The following is a 22311-nucleotide window of genomic DNA, read 5'->3' as shown; positions in this document are numbered from 1 at the left end:
GCCCGGCGACGTCCTCCCTCCGGCAGCTCCACGCGCGCGACCGTCCCGGTGGTTCACGTGGACGCCGTGCCCGGTGCGGGAAGCCGGTGTCCGCATTATATTTAGATGATGGCCGGAAACGAAGCGCCGGCCCGTGCAGTCCGGGGCATGCCCCGCCAACCTGAACGCCGCCATGGCGCCTCCGCGCGCAGATATTCCGCCTCTTCGCGAGGCGTTTCAGCAGTTCATGCGCCTTCTGCGGCTCATCCGGCCGTACTGGGGGGCGCTGGCCAAGGGCATGGCCCTGGGGCTGGTGCTCGGTGTGTTCGGGATGGTGACCCCGTACCTGAGCAAGCTGCTGATCGACGAAGTGTATCCCACCCGCTCCGTGTCGCTCATGCAGGTGCTGGTGGCGGGGATCATGGCCGTGTCCGTCGCCCAGGCGGTGATGGGGGCCATCCGGGGCTACTTCAGCAACTACACCACCTCGCACCTGGGCAACGCCACCTCGCTGCTCTTCTTCAACCACCTGCAGCACCTGCCCGTCCGCTTCTTTGACGAGCACCGGGTGGGCGAGATCATGAGCCGCTTCGGCGACGTGCGCAGCTCGCTGACCACGGTGTCGCGCGTGTTCGAGACGCTGTTCGTCAACGGCGCGTACCTGGTGCTGGTTCCGCCCTTCCTGTTTCTGCTGCAGTGGAAGCTGGCGATCGTGGCGCTCATCACCATTCCCGCCACGGTGCTGCTCACGACGATCAGCGCGCGGGTCATGCGGCGCTACTGGAAGAAGAGCGCGGAAGCGTACGCGGAGCTGGGCGCGTTTCAGGTGGAGGTGCTGAGCCACATCCGCAGCCTCAAGGCGATGGCGCGCGAGCACTACGTGTACTCGCACGCCGAGACGCAGATGCGCGGCGCGCTGGCGGTGCAGCTCAAGGCCGGCGGCTACGGGCAGTTCTTCAACGCCATCAACTCCGTCATCCGCGCGGGGGGCACGGCGCTGTACACCTGGTACGCGTGGAAGCTCATCATCAGCCAGGAGCTGACGCTGGGCTCGTACATCGCGTTCAGCGCGTACATCGGCTACCTGTACAACCCCATGGCCCAGATCACCGGGCTGTTCGGCGAGTTCCAGCAGTCCGCGGTGAGCCTGGGGCGCATGTTCGAGTACCTGGACAAGCCCACCGAGCAGGACCCGGCCACCGCGTACGTGGCCCCGGAGCCCATCCGGCACTTTCTGGAGGGCGACATCCGCATGCGCGACCTGGGCTTCGGCTACTCGGCCGAAAAGCAGGTGCTGCACGACATCGACATGCACTTTCCGCCGGGGATGATCACCGCCGTCGTGGGCCACAGCGGCGTGGGCAAGTCGTCGGTGCTGCGGCTGCTGACGCGCATGGAGGAGCCCACCAGCGGGCAGGTGTTCTTTGACGGGATCCCCGCGCAGTCCATTCCGCTGCCGGACCTGCGCCGCCAGATTTCGGTGGTGTGGCAGGAGTTCAGCATGCTGCAGGGTACCATCTGGGACAACCTCACCCTGGGCGCCGAGAACCCCGCCAAGTCCGCGGTGGACGACGCCGTGCGGCTGTGCCGGCTGGAGCCGCTGATCCGCGGGCTTCCCGAGGGGTACGACACCCCGGTGGGCGAGTGGGGAAGCACCCTGTCCGGCGGGCAGCGCCAGCGCCTGTCGCTGGCCCGCGCCCTGATCCGCGACACCAAGGTGCTGCTGCTGGATGAGGCCACGTCCAACATCGACATGGCCACCGAAACGGAGATCCTGCGCGACCTGTTCGCCCGGCTGGAGGGAAAGACGGTCATCTTCGTGACCCACCGGGTGGCCACGGCGTCGCTGGCGGACCAGATCATCGTGATGGACGCGGGGCGGGTGGCGGGCACGGGGGCGCACGCCGACCTGGTGCGCGACTGCGAGCCGTACCGCGTGCTGCTGGGGCTGGATACGCCGGCGGATGACGGGCGCCGTCTGCGCGCCGTTGCCCCGGCCGCGAGCTGAGGAGACGTCTGCCATGAGCGCGGCACCCGACAACAACAAGGTCATTCCCCTGCGCCTGCCCAACCTGGGCGACGACGGCCAGCCCGGGGTGGGGCTGGTAAAGCGCAGCGTGAGCATTACGCTGGGCACCATCGCCCTCCTGCTGGTGGTGGCGCTGGTGGTGGCGGCCACGGTGCGCATGGACGTGACGGTAAAGGCGTCGGGCGTGCTGGAGCCGGTGCGGCTGTGGCCGGTGCGCGCGCAGGCCGCCGGCGTGGTGAGCCGGGTTCTGGTGCGCACGGGAGACACGGTGCAGATGGGGACGCCGGTGCTGGAGCTGGACGGCTTGGCCATGCGCACGCAGCTGGCGCAGCTCGAGGCGCAGCTGCGTTCGGCCAGCATCGACCGCGAGCGCTCGGCCGCGGCCACGCCGCTGGAGCAGCAGCAGCAGTCGGAAAAGCTGGCCGGCGCCCGCGCCCGCCTCACCACCGCGCGCGCCACCCTGCTGCAGCGCATGGTGGAGCACGACGTGGGCGAAAACGTGGATTCGCTGCTGGCGGCCTGGCGCCCGGGGCAGCACGTGACGCTGGACCTGGCGGTGGGCGCGGTGCGCGCGGCACAGGCGGAAATCGCCATGACGGGAACGGAGTCGTCCATGCTGGCGCTGCGCGGCTACGACGAGCGCAAGACGGGTACGGAGATGGACCGGCTGCAGGCGCAGATCGCCGAAACGCGCGAGCGGCTGGGGCGCACCGTGGTCACGGCGCCGGCGGCGGGGGTGGTGCTGACGGACGAGGTGGAGCGGCGGCTTCCCGGCTCGCTGATCCGCGAGGGCGAAACGCTGATGGAGGTGGGCGACCTGGCGGACTGGCGGGTCACCATGCTCATCCCCGAGCGCGACGTGAACAAGATCAAGCGCGGCGACCGGGTGCGGCTGGAGGTGCAGGCGTTTGACCAGGCGCACCGGCGGCAGCTGGAGGCCAACATCACCTCCATCGCCTCGGAGCCGGTGAGCGCCGGGTCGCCGGCGGAGGGCGGCGGCGCGGGGGCCACGGCGCCGGGCGGGCCGGGGCTGTACCGGGTGATCGCCGCGCTGGACCAGAAGCAGGCCGAGCGCGCGGAGCTGGAGCAGTTTCGCCGCGGCTACAGCGTGCAGGCCAACATCGTCACCCGCAGCGGGCGCATTCTGGAGCTGGCGTGGATGTACGTAATGGACAAGCTGGAGCGCAAGTGACGGGTATGGAGATGCTGGATGAGCCGCCGGTGCCCGCGGCGTGGGTGCGCGACGTGCTGGGCGGCGCCACGGGGGCGGGGATCCGCGTGGCCGTCATCGACAGCGGCTACGACCGCGCGCTGGGCGACGCGCGGGTGCTGCCGGGGATCTCGTTCGTGGACCCCGAGGACGACTTCGCCCTGGCGCAGAACGACGACGACAGCGACGTGCTGGGGCACGGAACGGCGTGCGTGGACCTGGTGCTGCGGGTGGCGCCGGACGCGCGGGTCATTCCCGTCCGCGTCTTTGGCAAGGTGCTGGAAACGTCGCCCGGCACGCTGCAGGCGGCCATGCTGTGGGCCATGGAGGCCGGCGCGCAGGTCATCAACGTAAGCCTGGGAACGCGGCTGGAAAGCGCGCTGATTCCGCTGTACGCCGCGTGCGAAAAGGCCCGGCGCGCGGGGATCATCGTGGTGGCGGCGGACGACAACGGGGGCGGCGCCAGTTATCCCGCCATCTTTGAGAACGTGATCGGCGTGTGCGCCGGCCGCTTCGACTCGCCCTTCGACTTCCGCTTTCACACCGGGGACGAGATGAAGGTGGAGGTGGAGGCGTGGGGGGTGGAGCAGCCGGTGACGTGGATCGGCGGGCGGCGCGTGGTGAAGCACGGCACCAGCTTCGCGGCGCCCAACGTGGCGGGAATCGTGGCGCTCATTCTGGAGCGGCACCCGGGCGCCACGCTGGAGGAGGTGCGCGAGATGCTCGCCGGCTTCGCGCTGCCGAACGCGGACGCGCCGGGCCGCTGAGCGGACGGCCATCCCTGGACGTACGATCATCCATCGGCGGACGATCAGCTCTCGACGGACAATCATCCCTCGGTGGGCGATCATCCACTGACCAACGATCAGCCCTCGGCGGACGATCAGCCGGGCCTCCCACGCACTGCGCGGGAGGCCCGGTTTTCGTTCATCATCCACCGAAGCCCTTGACCCCGGGCGCGCGCGCCGCACGTTGTGGGGGATACGGAGCATTGTCATTCACGCCGGCGGACCCGGATGCAGAACACGTTTGAACTTTCGTCCACGCTGGCCGCACTGTCGGCCATGGTCACGCCCGCGGTGCTGATCCTGGCGAGCAGTTCGCTGGTGCTGGCCACCAGCAACCGCCTGACGCGCGCCGTGGACCGCACGCGATCCATCACCGAAAGCCTGGTGGACCTGGCGGACGCGGACGAGGACCGCACCATGCTGGGCGAGGAGCGCGAACTGCTGCTGCACCTGCTGGAGCGCACCGCGCGGCGCACCAAGCTGCTGACGCGGGCGCTCACGCGGCTGTACATGGCGCTGGCCATCTTCATCGCCACCAGCACCACGCTGGGGGTGGTGGCTGCGCTGGGCACGGGGTACGCGTGGATCGCGCTGGTGCTGGGGATGACGGGCGCGGCGCTGCTGTTCTGGGCCAGCCTGCTGCTGATTCTGGAGTCGCGGCTGTCGCTGCGGTCGGTGTACGAGGAGATGGAGTTCGTGCGGCGGATCGGGGAGCACTACGGCCCGGCGCTCACCCCCGCCACTCCGCCCCGCCGCACCTTTCGCCGCTGGCGGCGCGAGCGCGGCGACCCGGCCGAGTGACGTTCGAGCCACGGCGGAAACAGCGTGCGGTCCTCCGTCGTTGAACCGCACACGCCGGGCCGGCAAACCCGGCGCGGCCGCCGTCCAGGAGCGAATGAATTCGCCGCTGGAACAGCACGAAGTCCGCCTTCGCGGACTGCGGCGGCCAGCGGTTGCTGGTCCGCCGAGCCGCCCCCGTGGGCTGGATGGAGCTGTTGCCGATGCGCATCACGTGGCCGGCGGCGGCCAGAGGTTAGTCAGCACAACACCATGTCATCCTGGGATGACATGATGTTGTCCCGCGGCCACTTACAACCCACACCATGTCATCCTGAGGGAGCGCGCGCCGGCCTCTCCGCCGCGCCGGCTCATGCGCGACCGAAGGATCTACTTTCCCGCCGAGCCAACTTCGCGACACGCACGCCCGTTCTCGCGGGGAGAGCAGATCCTTCGTCGGCGCCAGGGTTCGGCGCGGCGGCCGCATCGTCCGGCGCCTCCTCAGGATGACGCCGACGGCGTCTGGCATCATGCGGCCCCACACCATGTGATCCTGAAGGAGCGTGTGCCGTGGCCTCCGGTGCTGTGGGCGTCGTGCTCGACGCAAAAGGAGAGGCCGGAACCTCAGCTCTCGAGGGGCACGGCGGCCATGCCGCGCAGCCGTTCCGCGGTCGCGGCATCGGCGGGAAAGAAGCTTTCGATGGCCAGTTCCGAGACGGTCACGTCCACCGGCGTGCCGAACACCGTCGTCGTGCTGATGAGCGAGAGCACGCCATCCTCCGTATCCAGCTGCATGGGCACGAACACGGCGGCGCTCCCCGGCGCTTCCGCGGCGGATCTCGCCACCCGCGGCGCGGGATAGCCGGTCAGTTCATCCAGCAGCTCCGACAGCACCGGATCGGCGCTCGCCTCGATCTGCCGGGCGAGCCGCTCCAGCAGGTGCGCCCGCCACTCCGCCAGGTTAACGATGCGCGGCGCCAATCCATCCGGATGCAGACTTAGACGCAGCACGTTCACGGGCGCCTGCAGCAGCGGTTCCGCCACGCCGCGCAGCAGGGGAGCGATGGCCGCGTTTGCCGCGATCAGGTTCCAGTGCCGGTCGATGGCCAGCGCCGGCAGCGGCTCGTGCGCGCGCAGCACCAGCGCCACCGCGTCGCGCACGGCGGCGAGCGCGGGGTCATCCAGCGGGCGTTCCGCGAACACCGGCGCGTATCCCGCCGCCAGCAGCAGCCCGTTTCGCTCGCGCAGCGGAAGCTGAAGGTGATCCGCCAGATGCAGCACCATCTGCCGGCTGGGCCGCGCGCGCCCGGACTCGATGAAGCTCAGGTGCCGCTGCGACGTATCGGCCTTGAGCGCGAGCGCCAGCTGGCTCAGGTGCCGGTGCGCGCGCCACCGGCGAAGGATCGCGCCGAACGGTGATTCGGCCTCGGCGACGGTCATTGCGAAGTACGTTCGTGGCGGATGATGGTCATCGCGGGCAGCGCGATGGCGAGATGAATCCCGGAACTCCGCGATTGCAGGAGTCCCGGGATGAGCGTCATTTGATCCGCAAAACGCGGCGAGATCAGGCCGCGGCGACTTCCCGCACCAGCGGGTGATCGCAGAAGATGCGGTTGCCCGTCACCAGCCCGTCGCGGTGCCGGACGATGTCCACGCCGGTGAACTCCAGCGGCTCTCCGGCGTCGGTTCCACGCGCGATCCAGCGGATGAACACGGCGTCGCCGTTGCTGGCGTGTTCCGCCACTTCCAGGCGAAAGTCGGGAACTCGCTCCAGCAGGGCGCGCAGCGGGCGGGCGTAGTTCTCGCCGCCGCGGATGGGCGTGTCGCGGCCGGGCCAGTACGCCACCGCGTCGTCCGCCACGCCCTGCCCGATGAGCGAAAGGTCCGGCGCGCCCCAGAACCGGGCGAAGTCATCCACCGTCCATCCCGCGTCGGCCGTGGCGGGAACGGTGTCCAGAAAGCCCGTCACCTCGCGAAAGCGCCCGTCCTCGCCGATCACCGCGATGTCCGTCCCGTACGCTACGGGGGCCGCGCCGGCCGCGGCAAGCGACCACGAGAAGCGCACGCGGCCGTTGTGGCCCTCCGGCGTGCCCCGCACGGTGAAGCGGTGCCCCGCAAACTGCTGCTGCGCCCCGCCGATCATGGCGTCGATGGCGTCCGCGCCCTGCGCCTGCATCATCGGATCGGCGTAGCTCGCATCCTCCGCCCAGGTGCGGGCGATCAGCGCGCGCCTGCGATCGCCATCAACCTCGTTCCACGCTTCCAGGTACTGCTCGGCAATCCGGGTGGCATCCATCATCGTCACGTCTCCGGCGAGGGGTGTCTTGATCCACGTGCGGCGGCTTTCGTGCGCCGCCGTGGGTCAACCTTACCGGGTGGGATGGATGCGCTCAATTACGCGCCGGGTAATGGGGATGATGGATTCGCATGTCCGGTGGATGGCGGGATTGGAGCTGCACGGGAGCACATGGATCTGCCGCAGCAACCGGAAGCCCGCACGACGTGCTGCGAAGCCTTATCCGATCCCGGATTGCGGACGCGGAGTAAAGCCTGCCCCCACGCTGAGGTCTCCCCCTCTCCCGCTTGCGGGAGAGGGGCCCGGGGGGTGAGGGCTGCCCGCGGCGGCGCCAAAGCCTGCATGAACGAGCGACGGGCCGCCCCAACTCCTGACGGAGCAGATGAATCCGCCGCGATCCTCTTCAACTCGCCCACGCGCAGAGCCCCGGGACCGATGCGCGGTCCCGGGGCTCTCGTCATCAGACATGGCGCGGACGGTCAGGCGCCGGTTTCCAGGCCGCGCGGCGAGGTCGCGGAGTGGTCGGCCACGTCCTCGGCGCCGGACGCGCGGGCGCAGTGCGCGCAGCAGTAGAACGTGCCGTTCGCCTCCACGCCGTGCCCCAGCACCTTGCATCCGCAGTGCGCGCACACGGGTGCCAGCTTGTGGATGGCGCATTCGAAGCTGTCGAACACGTGGCGATTCCCCGCCGTAATCACCTCGAACGAGAGATAGTACTCGTTCCCGCACACCTCGCACTTCGCCATCGTCGCCTCCGCGGATCGTGGTGGGCCAGCCCGGAGCGCGCCTCCCTCCGCATCCGCCGCGCCACGATCCTTTCAGCGCCGGGGCGACATATGCATGGGCGGCCTGTCCGGCGTGGTGACGGTGACCCCGCGCATGAAGCCGTGATGCAGCATGAAGCTCAGTTCCACCCCCGGAGCCCCCTCGATCGCAAAGCGCGTGGCGGAAATGGGGATGAGGGACATCGGCGGATTGCCGCCGCTGAACGTCACCCGCAGCCCGCCCCGCAGCTGGACGATTTCCATCTCCAGCGGCGGCTGCGCGGATACGAACACGCCCGTCAGCCGCGCCAGCGACAGGGAATCCACCTCCACCGGCCGCGGCTCGTCCACGATCCATGCCGGCCGCCGAACCCGCGCGATGCACGACGTGTCCAGCCCGCGCGCGCTGCCCGCCCGGATGAACTCCACGACCAGCGGGTCGATGCAGTCCGCGCCGGGCATGCCGTGGTACGCGTGCGCGGCGCGTGGCACCACGATCCGCACCGCGTTGGGCAGCCCCGCGACCGCCGAGTCAGCCCAGTGCGGCGGCGTGGCGGGATCCATCTCCCCGGCCAGGATCAGCGCGGGCACGGCGGAGCGCACCGGATCGCGGTAGCCCGCCGGAAGTTCGCCGCGCGGCCAGCCGCGGCACGCGTCCACCTGCTGCCGCACGCGATAGGCGCCCAGCAGCGTCGTGGATTCCGTGGCACGCGCGGCGAGCGTATCCAGATACGGCACGTCCTCCGTGCAGGTGACGGACAGAAACAGCCCCCATCCCGCGTCGCTCATCATCCGCCGGTCCGACACGGCGGCGCTCGCCAGCGGCGTCCAATCTCCCCCCGCCGCGCGGTGGATGACGAACGGAAGACGGCTGGCCGTCCCCGGCGCGTACAGCATCTTCCGCACGGTTTCCGCCACGGTGCCGCGCGACAGGCTCAGCGTCACGCGCCCGGTCTCGGCGTCCACGTACGAGACTTCCACCGGGCCGCGCCGCACCCGCGCCGCCACCGTCCGCACCTCATCCTCCAGACGCGGAAAGGCGGCGGCGCACGCGGGATCGGCCATGCAGTCGCGCACGGTTCCCGCCAGCGCTGCCTCCGCATCCCGCGCGTGCGCCTGCGGCGTGGCCGCGCCGGGAAGAACGACGCCGTGCAGGACGACGCTGCGCACGCGGTCCGGGTACATGCGCAGATACACCTGTGCCGCGCGCGTCCCGAACGAGGTGCCGTGCAGGTTCAGGCGCTCGTAGCCGAGGGCGGCGCGCACGTCGTCCAGGTCGCGCGCAAACTCGGGGAGCGTGTACCGCGCCAGGTCCGCCTGTCCGGACAGCCGCTCGCGGCACCGCCGCACCGCCTCCACCGGGAGAAAGTCGCCCGCCAGCGCTCGCGGGTCCGCCGGGTCGCGCATCTCGCAGTTGAGCGGGGCCGACGCGCCGGTGCCGCGCCCGTCCATCAGCACGATGTCGCGCGTGTCGCGAAGCGCGCCGAACTGCGCGTTCAGCCACGAGGCCATGGGCGTGGCGGCCTGCCCCGGCCCGCCGGACAGAAAGGTGACCGCGTCCGGCGCCCGCTCGCCGGAGTGCGCCGGGAGCACCACCACATTCAGGTCCAGCATGCGGCCGCCCGGAAGGTCCCGGTTCTCAGGGACGCGCAGCGTGCCGCACCGCGCCTCTCCCGCCACGCCCGGCAGCGTGCACGCGCGCAGAACGAGTCCGCCGCCCTGCGCGTCCACGCGCGTGGACGCGAGCGAGAGCAGGAGCAGCGCGAGAAGACGGAACGGTCGCTGGATCATGGCGGGGAGTGGTCGGGGACGGGTGCGGCGGCGTCCAGCCGTGCCGGTCCGCTCCGCAAGAAGCGGGCGGAAATGAGGAGGGAAGAAGCGCGGCTCGGGATCGTCCCCCGCCCGTTACGCGACGTCCACGACCAGTGCGGGATCGAAGTCCTCTACCGCGTCATCGGGATAGCCGCGCTGATTGGCGAGAACGCGCGTTCCGCCGTGCTCGAAGTCCACGCAGAAATGCGTGTGGCCGTGAATCCACAGCGCCGCGCGGCCATCCATCATCCCCTCCAGATTGCTGGCGTAGGCCGCGGTCACCGGATCGTTGCGATAGCGCGGGTTGACACCGCGCAGACTAGGCGCGTGGTGCGTCACGATGACCGTCGTTCCGTCGAACGGCTCATCCAGCTGCCGCGCTAGCCAGCGGACGCTGCGTTCGTGCAGCACGCGTGCGTCTGTTGGCCGGAACCGGCGGTACTCCGGCAGCATGCGGATGGTGCGGAAGTCGTTCATGGCGGATTGCGCCTCACCCATGCAGCGCAGGGGATCGCGATACAGATCAAAATCCGTCCACAACGTGCATCCCAGAAAGCGGGTTCCGTGCAGCACCACGGCCCGGTTTTCGAGGACGTGGATGGACGTGCCTCCGGCCTCCGCCTCCAGCTTCTCCGAAAGCCGCGGGATGGATTCGCGATAGAACTCGTGGTTTCCCGCCACATACACGACGGGCCGCTCCGGAAACCACTCGCGGATGAGCGGAATCCCCCGTGTCCCCACGCCGATGTCGCCGGCCAGCACGATGACGTCGGCATCCACCTCCGCCGGCGTGAACGGCGCGAACTCCGTGTGCAGATCGCTCAGAACGTGGATCTTCATGGGATTGCGATCGGTGGATGAGCGGCTGGCCGTCCCCGGAAACATTGCGGAGCGGATGGATGGGCCGCAACGGCGGACGATGATTCGGCAGACAAGCTGAAGCGTGATCGCTCGGCGTTCAGGGCGGCCCCCACCCGGGCCGGCACCACCGGCCCACCCTCCCCCGCTTGCGGGGCGAGGGGGCTGGGGGGAAGGGGGGAGCCCGCCGCCACACCGAACCATCCGGAACGCACGGCACTGGGGTGTGCTCCCTCTCCCACATCCGTTCGTGGGAGAGGGTCGTCGTGCGCAGCACGCGGGGTGAGGGCCCCGGCCCGCGGCCGCGCATCGAACCTCGTCGCCCGCTCCTTTCCGCACCCCGCAAACCCCTCCCGCGGCGCCGGTGTATACGGGATTCCGCACCCTTTGCCTTGGGACCCGAATCCGACTAGATTCACGCGGCTTCCCCGCAACCTGCGAATGGATGTAGATCGTGGATAGATCAGCACTTACGCACACCGACACGTTTGTCCGCCGCCACATTGGCCCCGATGACGCGGAAACCGGGCGCATGCTGGCGACGCTGGGCTTCGGCACCATGGACGACCTGGTGAACGCCACGGTCCCCGCGTCCATTCGCCTGGACCGGCCCCTGGCCCTGGGCCCGGAACGCAGCGAATTCGAGCAGATCCGCGAGTTCCGCGAGATGATGTCGCGCAACCGCGTGTTCCGCAGCTACCTGGGAATGGGCTATCACGACTGCATCACCCCGCCCGTCATCCAGCGCAACATCCTGGAAAATCCGGGCTGGTACACGCAGTACACGCCCTATCAGGCCGAAATCGCGCAGGGCCGCCTGGAAGCGCTGCTCAACTTCCAGACGATGGTCATCGACCTCACCGGCCTGCCCATTGCCAACGCGTCGCTGCTGGACGAAGGCACCGCCGCCGCCGAGGCGATGGCGGTGGCGTACGGCGTGTCGGGAAGCGACAAGCGCAACACCTTCTTCGTGTCGTCGCTCTGCCACCCGCAGACCATCGACGTGGTGCGCACCCGCGCCGCCGCGCGCGGCATGGACGTGGTGGTGGGCGACCACGAATCATTCGATTTCACGCAGCCCGTGTTTGGCGTGCTGCTGCAGTATCCCGCCACGGACGGCGAAGTCATCGACTACCGCCCGTTCACCCAGCGCGCGCGCGAAGAAGGCATCGTCGTCATCGCCGCGGCGGACCTGCTTTCCCTCGTCCTCCTGTCGCCTCCGGGCGAGTGGGGCGCGGACATGGCGGTCGGGACCACGCAGCGCATGGGCGTGCCCATGGGCTTCGGCGGGCCGCACGCGGCGTACTTCAGCTGCCGCGACGAATACAAGCGCCAGATCCCCGGCCGCATCATCGGCGTGAGCGTGGACGCGGACGGCGGGCGGGCGCTGCGCATGGCGCTGCAGACGCGCGAGCAGCACATCCGGCGTGAAAAGGCCACCAGCAACATCTGCACGGCGCAGGTTCTGCTCGCCGTGATGGCGGGGATGTATGCCGTCTACCACGGCCCCGAGGGGCTGCGCGCCATCGCCACGCGCGTGCATGCGCTGGCGGAACTGCTGGCCGCGGGCGCGGAGCGGCTGAACTACCGCGTGGTCCACGGTGCCTTTTTCGACACCGTGCGCATCGATGTGGGCACGCGCGCCGGGGGCATTCTGGCCGCCGCGCGCGACCGCGGCATCAACCTGCGCGGCATCGACGACAGCTCCGTCTGCGTGGCGTTGGACGAAACGACGGGCGTGGAGGACGTGGAAGAGGTGCTCGTCGCCCTCAACCGCGGCACGGCGCTCCCGTTTTCCATCGACGAACTGGTGGATGGACTGACGCCGGAGATCGCCGATGGGTTCGCGCGCCGCAGCGACTTCCTCACGCATCCCGTCTTCAACCGCTACCACAGCGAAACGGAGATGCTGCGGTACATCCGCACGCTGGAAAGCCGCGACCTGTCGCTGACGCACAGCATGATTCCGCTGGGATCGTGCACCATGAAGCTGAACGCCACGGTGGAGATGATGCCCGTGACGTGGCCGGAAGTGAGCAAGCTGCACCCGTTCGCTCCGCCGGAGCAGACGGCCGGCTACCTGGAGATGTTCCGCCAGCTGGAAGCGGACCTGGCGGAGATCACCGGCTTTGACGCGGTGTCGCTGCAGCCCAACGCCGGCTCGCAGGGCGAGTTCGCCGGGCTGCTGGTGATCCGCGAGTACCTGGACAGCATCGGCCAGGGCAAGCGCACCATCTGCCTGATCCCGCAGTCCGCGCACGGCACCAACCCGGCGTCGGCGGTGATGGCGGGGATGAAGGTCGTCGCCGTCGCCACGGACGCCAGCGGCAACGTGGACGTGGAGGACCTGCGCAAGAAGGCCGACCAGCACGCGGACGACCTGGCCGCGCTGATGATCACCTATCCGTCCACGCACGGCGTGTTTGAAGAGGCGATCCGCGAAATCTGCGACATCGTCCACAAGCGCGGCGGGCAGGTGTACATGGACGGGGCCAACATGAACGCGCAGGTGGGGCTGTGCCGCCCGGGCGACTTCGGCGCGGACGTGTGCCACCTGAACCTGCACAAGACGTTCTGCATTCCGCACGGCGGCGGCGGCCCGGGCATGGGCCCCATCTGCGTGGCGAAGCACCTGCAGCCTTTCCTTCCCGGCCACCCGGTGATCGCGGTGGGCGGCGGCGCGGCGGTTTCGGCGGCGCCGTGGGGCAGCCCCAGCATCCTTCCCATCAGCTACATCTACATCCACCTGATGGGTGCGGAAGGGCTGAAGCGCGCGACGGAAGTGGCGATCCTGAACGCCAACTACATCGCGCGGCGGCTGGAAGAGCACTACCCGGTGCTGTACCGCGGCGCCAACGGCACGGTGGCGCACGAGTGCATCATCGACCTGCGCCAGCTCAAGGCGTCGGCGGGGATCGAAGTGGAAGACGTGGCCAAGCGGTTGATGGACTACGGCTTCCACGCGCCCACCGTCAGCTTCCCGGTCGCGGGGACGATGATGATCGAGCCGACCGAGAGCGAGGCGCTGAGCGAGCTGGACCGCTTCTGCGAGGCCATGATCAGCATTCGCGAGGAGATCCGCGAGGTGGAGCTCGGCATCATGGACCGCGCCGACAACCCGCTGAAGCACGCGCCGCACACGGCCGCCACGGTGATGGCGGACGAGTGGTCGCACGGGTACAGCCGCGAGCGCGCGGCCTTTCCCAAGCAGTTCGTGCGCGAGCGCAAGTTCTGGCCGCACGTGGCGCGGGTGAACAACGCCGCCGGCGACCGCAACCTGGTCTGCAGCTGCCCGCCGATGGAGATGTACGCCGAGGTCTGACCCCGGACGTTCGTCCCCCGCAACACCGCCGGCCCGGCTCTCACCATGAGAGCCGGGCCGGTTCGCTTTCCGCCACGCTGAACCCGTCAGCACCCGCTGTCGCTGACTCCTTCCCGTACATCCGCAGCCCGCGCTTGGATCGCCGATCGCGCGCGATTTCACGGTCGAAGGGCCCCTGCATCTCACGCCGACGCTCGTCTCCCGCCACCCGTGATCCTCACCCAGCCGCGCAGGTCTCTGTTGGCTGATCGCGCCACCACACCGTTGCCGCCGCGGGACGGAATACCGTACTCCAAACGCGAGGGAGTTTGTTTTTAACTCGCGTGGCGGCAATGGATTGCACGAAATCAAACATATTGCGCATACCTCGTCCACTCCGCAAACCTTCCCGCACTGGACGCTTGTGCGAGCGTCTGAAACCTGCTACTCTTTACAGGGTCGGGACGGGTGCGCGGGACACCAACATACGATCTGCAGGAGATTCAGCGGCTGGTCGCGGCGGGGCCGGGGAGCTACCGCATCACCGACGCCGCGCGAATGGGCGCTGCCGGATTGAAGTGCCGGGAGCCCGAAATTCTGGACGGGGTTCGGTCACTGCGTCCGGAGCACTTCTACAAGAGCATGGAATCTGAGCAGTTGGACGGGTATTGGCAGGATGTGTATCGCCTGCCGTTCGCCGGCTCACTCGTCTACCTGAAGGTGCAGATCTACCGGAACCGCGCCGTCGTTATCCAATTCAAACGCAAGTGAGATCCGATGGAGTACTGTCATCTGTGTGACGGCGAAGCCCCTCTCGTGACGGTTCCACGTACCTTCGAGGCTTCTGGTGGACCCTCGGTTACCATCAACGACACAGCTTACCAGTGTGCTCGATGTGGAGAGGTATTCTACGGTGGCGGGATGATGGATGAATCGCTGCGGAGGGTTGCGGCGGCGGTTCGTGTTCGGGACGGTCTCCTTGGCTCAGAAGAACTGGTCGCGGTTCGGGAATCGCTCCGTCACACCCCTGCGCGGATGAGCGAGATACTCGGGGTGGCCGAGGATCTGATCAGCAAGTGGGAACAGGGTCTGTTCCCCCAGCCCGCCAAGGTGGATCGTGCGTACCGCAGGCTGCGCGGCGAGCCTGACCGGCTGCCGAAGGGAGTTCCTCGCTCCCGCGAAGCTGCGTGAGCACAGCCTGTCGGAGGCAGGCGGGAGAAGAAAGAAGAGCCCCGCCGGACTGGCGGGGCTCTTCTGACTTCGGGAGATGACGGGCGCTATCTCACGCCGAAGACGCCGGTGCGCGCCTCGTAGCGGCGGGTGGGCAGGCCGAGCAGGCGCACGAACACGCGGCGCAGCCCCCGCTCCACCGCGCGCCCCACGGGCGCTTCCCCGCTGACCGCCGGCCCCGCCTCGCCCCGCAGCCAGCGCCGCAGTTCATCCAGGTCCGAAAGGGAAAGTGTTTCCACCTCCAGCCGCACGATGTAGTAGTAGCGGCCGCGCACGGAAGGCCGCAGCCCGGGCGCGAACGCCGCCTGCAGCCCCGCCTCGGCGGCCGCGAGGGATGCGTAGCGGCGCTGCACGCGGCCGTCCTCCACCGTGTACCCGGCCCCGAGGGGCGCGCGCAGCACGGCGCGGGAAATCTCCTGCGCGCCGGCCAGCTGGTCGAACGGCTCGTCCTTGCGCCACAGTTCGGCGCGCAGCCGGAAGCGCAGGGGCAGGCCGCTGTCCAGCGCCTCGCGCAGCCCGCTGTCGCGCAGCACGCCGGGCGTTTGCACCAGGGCGCGCCACTGCTGCTCCGCGCCCGCGGCGCGCACGCCCAGCGGACGGCGCCCCTGCGCCGTCGCCGGCAGCGCCAGCGTCAGGCAGAGGAGCAGGGGAACCGCGGTGCGGAGCCGGGTGGCGAAGCTCAAAACCGAGGCGCCAGCCGGACAAAGACGTTCATGCCGCCGCGTCCGTACTTTTCGCGGACGGGGATGGCCGCGTACACGCCGAAGTCGCCAAAGGTGATCCCCGCGCCCACGTCGATGGCCGTGTCCTCGTCGCGGTAGCTGGCCTCCTGGCTCCATCCCGCGCCCAGATCCACGAACAGCACCCAGCCCAGGTCCGCCGCAAAGGAGGGCAGTCCGCGCGCGGACCATTCCCCGTCCGCGCCGGCCTCCGCCGTCTCATCTCCGTCGCCGCGATAGTTCACGCCGAACGCAAGGTCGCCGCGCCACTCCGCCTGCAGCGTCAGAAAGCGCGAGCAGCCGTAGCGCAGGTACCACGTAGGCGCGTCGTCGCCCGTGCCGCGCTGCACCGTGCTCTGCCGCGCGCCGCAGTCCAGTTCAAAGAGCCCGAACCCCGGAAGCGAGCCCTCGCCGCCCATGGCGTGCTGCCGCTGCGCGGGAAGCGGCAGATCCGTCAGCGTGCCGCCCGCCGCCAGCCGCAGGTTGAGCCGCGACGACGGGCTGATGCGGTTGTAGCGGCGGATATCCACCGTGGCCGCCGTCCATCCCCGTTCGTAGTCCACCGCATCGGGGATGTCGGATACGTCGCTCGCGGCCAGCACCTCGTCCACCCGCAGCGTGCTGCTCAGCGTCTGCTCCACCGAGCCGCGCACCAGCCACCCGGCGCTGGGGTCCCACGATTCGCTGCGCGTGTCGACGGTCGCGGACGCCACCAGCGTCTTCAGGTGCCCCGCGGCGGCCAGCGGCTGGGGGCGCCAGGGTTCCGCGTTCTTGTACAGGGTAAAGGGGCTGCCCGTGGCCACCGGACGGTGGCGTTCGCTGCGGTACTCCAGCGTGGCGCGCACGGGCCCGCCGTCTCTGCCCCAACCGGCGAACGCGCTCCACCCCTGCCGCTCGTAATGGTCACGAAAGTCGCTGTGCAGAAACAGCGCGGCCAAGCTGTTCTCCACGTCCGTCAGGTGCCAGTCCTCGATCGGGTCGATGACGGAAAACGCGCGCGCGCCCAGGCGAACCCGCTGCGTGCCGCCCACGAACTGCTCGCCGCGCAGGTCGTATCCCCAGCGCTCCGGGCCCAGCTGCGGTCCCTCTTCGCTGCGGGTGATGATGACGGCGCGCAGCCGCGTGGGGTTGGTGCCGCCCCGCCGGTACCGTCCGCCGACCCCCAGCGTGAGGCCTTCCACGCGGTTGTAGCTGCGCCCCGCCTGAATCACGTATCCAATCGTATCCCGCCGGCCGGCGCCCGCGTCCGCGCCGGCCTCCTCGAACACCACCGAGTCCGCCGCGGCGCCATCCTCATCCACCGTCCCGGCCTGCGCGGAAGGCGCCGCGGCCGTGCGCGGAGTGCGGCATCCGTCCGCGCTCACGTCGATGCGCACGCCCATCTGGCAGTAGGCCACCGGGTCGGCGAAGGTGGCGATCTCGCCGGACACGCGGGAGCCCGGCGCCTGCTGCACCCCGCCGCCCACCACCACCACGCGGCCGCCCACCCGCGCCCCGGCCTGCAGCGTCAGCGCGCCGTTCAGCACCACCACGTCGCCGTCCACGCGGCCGGCCAGCTCCAGGTTGCCCTCGATGACGGCCAGGCTGCCGGTGAGGATTTCCGTCGCGCCGATGCGGGTATCGCCGCTGCGGCGGTCGGTGCCGGCATCGTTGAGCGTGGCGTTGACGCGGGCCGCCACCTCCGGCGGCAGCGCCTCCTGGGCGCGCGCGGGCGCGGCGGCCAGCAGCAGGGTGGCGGCAAGGATCAGCGCGGGGAGGCGCATCGGGGCTCCAGAAAGGGTGTGGCAGGGTCGTGCGGTGGCGTCCCGGAAGGCACGTGCCGTACCGGGGCGGAAAAAACGGGCAACCTCCTGAACGGCGGGAGGTTGCGTGAATCCGGGATCCGGGCGCCGCGCCGCGTGTGTGTCGTTGCGACGCGGGGGAGGACGCGCTTTATCGAACGATGTCCAGGCGGCGCATGCGGCGGTACAGGTTGCCGCGGTCCGTCTGCAGCTTGCGCGCGGCCTCCGCCACATTGCCCTCGGCGGAGTCCAGCGCGCCGGTCAGCAGCTGGCGCTCGTAGTCGTCCAGCCGCTCGTTCAGGCTGCGCTCGTCGTCGTCGCGGTACGCGGGGGCGTCTTCCGGCATCGGGCCGGCGCCGGCCAGCACGGCGCGGATCTCCGCGGCGCCCACGTCCGTGCCCGCGTACAGAATGCAGATGCGCTCCAGGATGTTCGCCAGTTCGCGAACGTTTCCGGGCCACGGGTGGCGGATCAGGGCTTCCAGGGCAGCCGCTTCCAGCCGCGGCGGGCGCAGCGCGTGGCGCCGCTGGTTGTGCGCCATGAAGTGATCCACCAGCAGCGCCACGTCGCCCGGCCGCTCGCGCAGCGGCGGAAGGTGCAGGGGGATGACGTGCAGGCGAAAGTACAGGTCTTCGCGAAAGCGGCCGGCCGCCACCTCGGCGCGCAGGTCCTTGTTGGTGGCGGTGAGGATGCGCACGTCCACGGTGATGGTTTCGGTGCCGCCCACCCGCTCGATCTCGCCCTGCTCCAGCGCGCGCAGCAGCTTGGCCTGCGCGGCCAGGCTCAGGTCGCCGATTTCGTCCAGAAAGAGCGTGCCTCCGCTGGCGACCTCGAAGCGGCCGCGGCGCCGTTCGGTGGCGCCGGTAAAGGCGCCGCGCTCGTGGCCGAACATCTCCGACTCCACCAGGTCCTTGGGGATGGCGGCGCAGTTCAGCTTGATGAACGGCCCGCCGGCCCGCCCGGAGCGGTAGTGGATGGCGGAGGCGGCCACCTCCTTGCCTGTCCCCGACTCGCCGGTGATGAGGACGCGCGCATCGGTGGGCGCCACGCGCGCGATCATCTGGCGGACGCGCTCCACGCCGGGGCTGCGGCCCACCATCTCGTCGCGGTCGCCCAGCTCTTCGCGCAGCGCGCGGTTCAGGTCGCGCGCCTTGCGCAGTTCCAGCGCGGACCCGAGGGTCAGCAGGACGGCTTCGGGGGAGAGCGGCTTTTCGATGAAGTGAAAGGCGCCCAGCCGCGTGGCCTTGACCGCGTCGGACAGCGAGGCGCGGCCGCTCATCATGATGACGGGGAGCTCGGGCGCGGCTTCACGCAGGCGGGGAAGCGCGTCCAGCCCGCTTTCCGAGCCCATGTACAGGTCCATGAGCACGGCGTCGGGCTCCTCGGACTGCACTTCGGCCAGGGCGCCCAGACCACTTCCCGCCTCCCGCGTGCGGTAGCCTTCCGCGCGAAGCAGGCTGCCCAGCATGCGGCGGATGTTGGCTTCGTCGTCGACGATCAGGATGCTGGCCGGCATTGCGCTGGGTGCGGAGAAGCGGGAGCGGACGCGAGTGAACGGGCCGCCTTCTACGCCCCGCGCCGCTTGATGTTTCCCCGTTGACGGCTTTCGCGCGATGCGCGTTTCGGGGGCGGATCGCGCAACCGGATGCGCGGGAACGGCTTGGATGATTCGCCCGCTGGATGCGCGTCGTTCGATTATCTGCTGATGCGCCCCGCGGCGCCCTCGCGCGTTCAACCCGCGGCGGACGCCAACTTTCTTGCCCACCACGTCGTGCGTGGCGGATGGATCGGCATTCCGGAGGCGAGCCGGCGTGCGGGAGGCGACGTTGGCTCGGCGGATGGCAGATCCTTCGTCGGCGCCAGAGTCCGGTTCGGCCGATGCTTCGGCCGGCGCCTCCTCAGGATGACATGGTTGGGCGCGAGGGCGGGGTGCCAGCACTCATCAGCCAATGTCAGCGATCGACCTCGCCATCACCGCCAACGACCCATCCGCGCACGCGCGGACTCCAACATCCACCGCGCAACGCGCGGATTCCAACATCCACCGCGCAACGCGCGGACTGCAACATCCACCGCGCAACGCGCGGACCCCAACATCCACCACGCAACGCGCGGACTTCAACATCCACCGCGCAACGCGCGGACCCCAACATCCACCGCGCAACGCGCGGACTCCAACATCCACCGCGCAACGCGCGGACTCCAGCATCCAATGCGCAATGCGCGGACTCCAGCATCCACCGCGCAACGCGCGGACTGCAACATCCACCGCACCACCCCACACCATGTCATCCTGAGGGAGCGTGCGCCGCTCTCTCCATCACACCGAACCCGTGCGCGACCGAAGGATCTACTTTCCGCCGAGCCAACTCCGCGCTTCTCACAGACGTCCGCCCGCGGATAGCAGATCCTTCGTTGGCGCCAGAATGTGTGCGGCGGATGCTTCCGCCGGCGCCTCCTCAGGATGACGCCACGGGCGCCGAAAAGAGCGCAGGGCGAAGCACTCGAAGCACTTCCGCTCGAGCAGCCGGTGCGCCCGTCACTCGGCGGAGCGGGAGGAGGCAGCGAGGGCGGAGAGTGCGTCCGCGTCCGCGGTGACGGGGAGCGCGACGCCGAACTCGGCCCCGCCTTCCGGCCGGGTTCGCGCCCACACGCGCCCGCCGTGCGACTGCACCGTCTGCTGAACCAGCGCCAGACCCAGCCCGGTTCCGCGCGCCCGCGTGGTGAAATCCGGCTCCCAGATGCGCTCCACGATCTCCGGCGCAATCCCCGGCCCGGCATCCATCACCCGCACCTGCACCTCCCCATCCAGCATCCCCAGAACCACATCCACCCGCGCGCCCGGCCGCCCCTGCACCGCCTCGCCCGCGTTCAGCAGCAGGTTGCCGAACGCGCGGGACAGCGCGTCGTGGTGGCCCTGCACGCGCGGCAGGTCGTCCGGCGCGCGCAGCGACGACGGGAGCTCCGCGGGCAGGTGGCTGCGGCGCAGGTAATCCAGCATCTCCACCAGATCGATCTCGCTGGGCGGGCCCTCCGGCATGCGGCCCAGCTGCGCAAAGGTGCGCGCCAGCTCCTCCAGCCGCCCGGACTCCGCCGCCAGCACTTCCAGCGCTTCGCGGGCGTCCTCGCGCGGGGGCGCGGTCCTCTCCAGCGTGCGCAGGGCAAAGCGGATGGGCGTGAGCGGGTTCTTGAGTTCGTGCGCCACGCGCCGCGCCATGCCGATCCACGTGCGCGCCCGCTCGGCCTCCAGCGCCCGCTCGCGCGACGTTTCCAGCTCGCTCGCCATCCGCCGCAGCGCGTTGCGAAGGACGGCGAACTCGTCGGACTTGGATCGGCCGTGCGGAGCGGGAAGCGGTTCGCCCTGGCCGATCATCCCCGCCCAGTCCGCCAGCTCCTCCACCGGCGCGGACAGACGCCGCCCGATGCGCCGCGACGCCCGCAGCGCGAGGACGGCGAGCAGCGCGCCCGCGGCCAGCCCGGCCAGCGGGATGAGGACCAGGCCGCGCTTGAGCAGATATTCCCACCGCCGCGCGTTGGTGATGGATTCCTCCAGCTCCGCGCGGTGGACGGCGGCGGCGCGGGCCAGCGCCGTGTCGCCGGACTGCTCCGCGCGCGAAACCAGGTCGCCGCCGCTGCGTCCCACGCGCTCCCACGCGCCGACGGCGTCGTTCAGGCGCACGGATCGCGACAGCATGAACGTCCCCACGCCCACCAGCAGAAGCGAGGGAAGCACGCTGAACAGCAGCAGCGCCTTGCGAAGGCGGCGTTCGAATGGCTTGCGCCGAGGAGGCATCACCAGCGGGTACGGTTGACCAGGGAACGCGCGGCGGCCAGCTTGCCGCGCCGCGAAAGATGACCCCGATCACGCGGGGGAGCAAGAAAACGACGGATGTTGCAGCGATGTCGCACACGCACGAGGCCGGACTGCGGGCCCGCTACGCCGTCCGCGAGGAGGACTTCACCCACGCGGACTGGACGGTGAGCGTGCTCCTTCCGCGCGCCGCGGACGAGCTGATCGACGAGGGCGAATACGCGGTGGATGAACGGCTTCCGTACTGGGCGGATCTGTGGCCCAGCGCCCGCGCGCTCGCCCGGCACCTGCTGGACGGCGGGGCGGATGCGTGGCGCGGCACGCGCGTGATCGAGCTTGGATCGGGCGTGGCGCTTCCCTCGCTGGCGCTGCTGCGCATGGGTGCGGATGCGCTGGCCACGGACTGGTACGCGGACGCGCTCGCCTTTGCGCGGACCAACGCGTGGCGCAACGGGCTGGGTGAACTGCGCACCGATCCGCTGGACTGGCATCATCCGCCACCGCATGAGCAATTCCCCCGCCTGATCGCCGCCGATGTGCTGTATGAAAAGCGCAACGCGGATCTGTTGATGGATCTGCTTCCGCGCATCCTGGCGCCCGGCGGAGTGGCGCTGATCGCCGATCCGGGGCGGGTGTACGCGGGCGGGTTTCTGGATGGGATGCGGGCGCTGGGATGGGAGGTGGATGTGGCGGATGAGCGCCGCGAGCCGTCCGCCGCGCAGGCGGAAAGCCTGGTGCGCATCCACCGCCTCCGCGCGCCGGAGTAGGCGTCGGATCCCAGGCTCCACGGCGGCCCCCACCCGGGTTCGCATGACTCACCCACCCTCCCCCAACACAGACTGGGGGAGGGTTGTTGGCGGGCGGACAGTTCAGAGTGCGAGGCGTGGATCGTCGCGTGAGCGGATTGTCTTGAGCGAATAAATCCGCCGCTCAAACAGCGCGAAGCCCCGACACCG

17 protein-coding genes are annotated in these 22311 nt (G+C 70.0%); 8 read left to right on the top strand and 9 right to left on the bottom strand.

Annotated features, from left to right (window positions below; all coding sequences use genetic code 11):
- Nucleotides 1–133 precede the first annotated feature (133 nt).
- From HNQ61_RS12985 to HNQ61_RS12970, 4 genes are all read left to right on the top strand, one after another.
- On the top strand, nt 134–1987 hold the full coding sequence (locus HNQ61_RS12985) for an ABC transporter transmembrane domain-containing protein (protein ID WP_170033528.1): 1854 nt from the start codon (nt 134–136) through the stop codon (nt 1985–1987).
- Between the two features lie 13 nt (nt 1988–2000).
- The gene (locus HNQ61_RS12980; RefSeq protein ID WP_170033526.1) at nt 2001–3200 is read left to right on the top strand and encodes an HlyD family secretion protein; all 1200 of its coding nucleotides are present in this window, start codon (nt 2001–2003) and stop codon (nt 3198–3200) included.
- Nucleotides 3201–3205: 5 nt separating this feature from the next.
- Entirely contained in the window at nt 3206–3985 is a 780-nt protein-coding gene (locus tag HNQ61_RS12975; RefSeq protein WP_240978652.1) for a S8 family peptidase, read from the top strand.
- Between the two features lie 249 nt (nt 3986–4234).
- On the top strand, nt 4235–4807 hold the full coding sequence (locus tag HNQ61_RS12970; RefSeq protein ID WP_170033522.1) for a DUF2721 domain-containing protein: 573 nt from the start codon (nt 4235–4237) through the stop codon (nt 4805–4807).
- Between the two features lie 600 nt (nt 4808–5407).
- On the opposite strand, the gene HNQ61_RS12965 is transcribed toward HNQ61_RS12970, so the two are convergent.
- From HNQ61_RS12965 to HNQ61_RS12945, 5 genes are all read right to left on the bottom strand, one after another.
- The gene (locus HNQ61_RS12965; RefSeq protein ID WP_170033520.1) at nt 5408–6223 is read right to left on the bottom strand and encodes a helix-turn-helix domain-containing protein; all 816 of its coding nucleotides are present in this window, start codon (nt 6221–6223) and stop codon (nt 5408–5410) included.
- A 124-nt stretch (nt 6224–6347) separates the two neighbouring features.
- The gene (locus HNQ61_RS12960; protein WP_170033518.1) at nt 6348–7082 is read right to left on the bottom strand and encodes a nuclear transport factor 2 family protein; all 735 of its coding nucleotides are present in this window, start codon (nt 7080–7082) and stop codon (nt 6348–6350) included.
- Between the two features lie 476 nt (nt 7083–7558).
- Nucleotides 7559–7825, bottom strand: a complete 267-nt coding sequence (locus tag HNQ61_RS12955) for a hypothetical protein (RefSeq protein ID WP_170033516.1) — start codon at nt 7823–7825, stop codon at nt 7559–7561.
- Between the two features lie 72 nt (nt 7826–7897).
- Complete coding sequence (locus HNQ61_RS12950; protein WP_170033514.1) at nt 7898–9634, bottom strand: alpha/beta hydrolase; 1737 nt, start codon at nt 9632–9634, stop codon at nt 7898–7900.
- Nucleotides 9635–9748: 114 nt separating this feature from the next.
- Nucleotides 9749–10495, bottom strand: a complete 747-nt coding sequence (locus tag HNQ61_RS12945) for a metallophosphoesterase (RefSeq protein ID WP_170033512.1) — start codon at nt 10493–10495, stop codon at nt 9749–9751.
- A gap of 472 nt (nt 10496–10967) precedes the next feature.
- Here HNQ61_RS12945 and gcvP point away from each other — a divergent pair, with 472 nt between their 5' ends.
- The 3 genes from gcvP to HNQ61_RS12930 all read left to right on the top strand — a co-directional run bounded on the left by gcvP (nt 10968) and on the right by HNQ61_RS12930 (nt 15005).
- Complete coding sequence (gene gcvP, locus HNQ61_RS12940) at nt 10968–13835, top strand: aminomethyl-transferring glycine dehydrogenase (protein ID WP_205761352.1); 2868 nt, start codon at nt 10968–10970, stop codon at nt 13833–13835.
- 447 nt (nt 13836–14282) lie between these two features.
- Nucleotides 14283–14585 (top strand): type II toxin-antitoxin system MqsR family toxin, encoded by a 303-nt coding sequence (locus tag HNQ61_RS12935; RefSeq protein ID WP_170033510.1) that lies wholly within the window; start codon nt 14283–14285, stop codon nt 14583–14585.
- 6 nt (nt 14586–14591) lie between these two features.
- Nucleotides 14592–15005, top strand: coding sequence for a type II TA system antitoxin MqsA family protein (locus HNQ61_RS12930; RefSeq protein ID WP_170033508.1), 414 nt, complete (start codon nt 14592–14594; stop codon nt 15003–15005).
- Nucleotides 15006–15091: 86 nt separating this feature from the next.
- Here the strand turns inward: HNQ61_RS12930 and HNQ61_RS12925 are convergent, their stop codons facing one another.
- From HNQ61_RS12925 to HNQ61_RS12910, 4 genes are all read right to left on the bottom strand, one after another.
- On the bottom strand, nt 15092–15727 hold the full coding sequence (locus HNQ61_RS12925; protein WP_170033506.1) for a hypothetical protein: 636 nt from the start codon (nt 15725–15727) through the stop codon (nt 15092–15094).
- The gene (locus tag HNQ61_RS12920; protein WP_170033504.1) at nt 15724–17526 is read right to left on the bottom strand and encodes a BamA/TamA family outer membrane protein; all 1803 of its coding nucleotides are present in this window, start codon (nt 17524–17526) and stop codon (nt 15724–15726) included. Before HNQ61_RS12920 ends, HNQ61_RS12925 begins: the two co-directional genes overlap by 4 nt.
- A 169-nt stretch (nt 17527–17695) precedes the next feature.
- On the bottom strand, nt 17696–19060 hold the full coding sequence (locus HNQ61_RS12915) for a sigma-54-dependent transcriptional regulator (RefSeq protein ID WP_170033502.1): 1365 nt from the start codon (nt 19058–19060) through the stop codon (nt 17696–17698).
- A gap of 1023 nt (nt 19061–20083) precedes the next feature.
- Nucleotides 20084–21337, bottom strand: coding sequence for a sensor histidine kinase (locus HNQ61_RS12910; RefSeq protein ID WP_170033500.1), 1254 nt, complete (start codon nt 21335–21337; stop codon nt 20084–20086).
- Nucleotides 21338–21444: 107 nt separating this feature from the next.
- On the opposite strand from HNQ61_RS12910, the gene HNQ61_RS12905 reads away from it, so the two are divergent.
- Nucleotides 21445–22122 (top strand): class I SAM-dependent methyltransferase, encoded by a 678-nt coding sequence (locus tag HNQ61_RS12905; RefSeq protein ID WP_170033498.1) that lies wholly within the window; start codon nt 21445–21447, stop codon nt 22120–22122.
- Nucleotides 22123–22311: the final 189 nt, after the last annotated feature.

This window comes from Longimicrobium terrae, from assembly GCF_014202995.1.
Taxonomy (GTDB): Bacteria; Gemmatimonadota; Gemmatimonadetes; order Longimicrobiales; family Longimicrobiaceae; genus Longimicrobium; species Longimicrobium terrae.
Note: the sequence above shows the minus strand (reverse complement) of the source record. Positions and strands in the feature narration are given on the sequence as shown.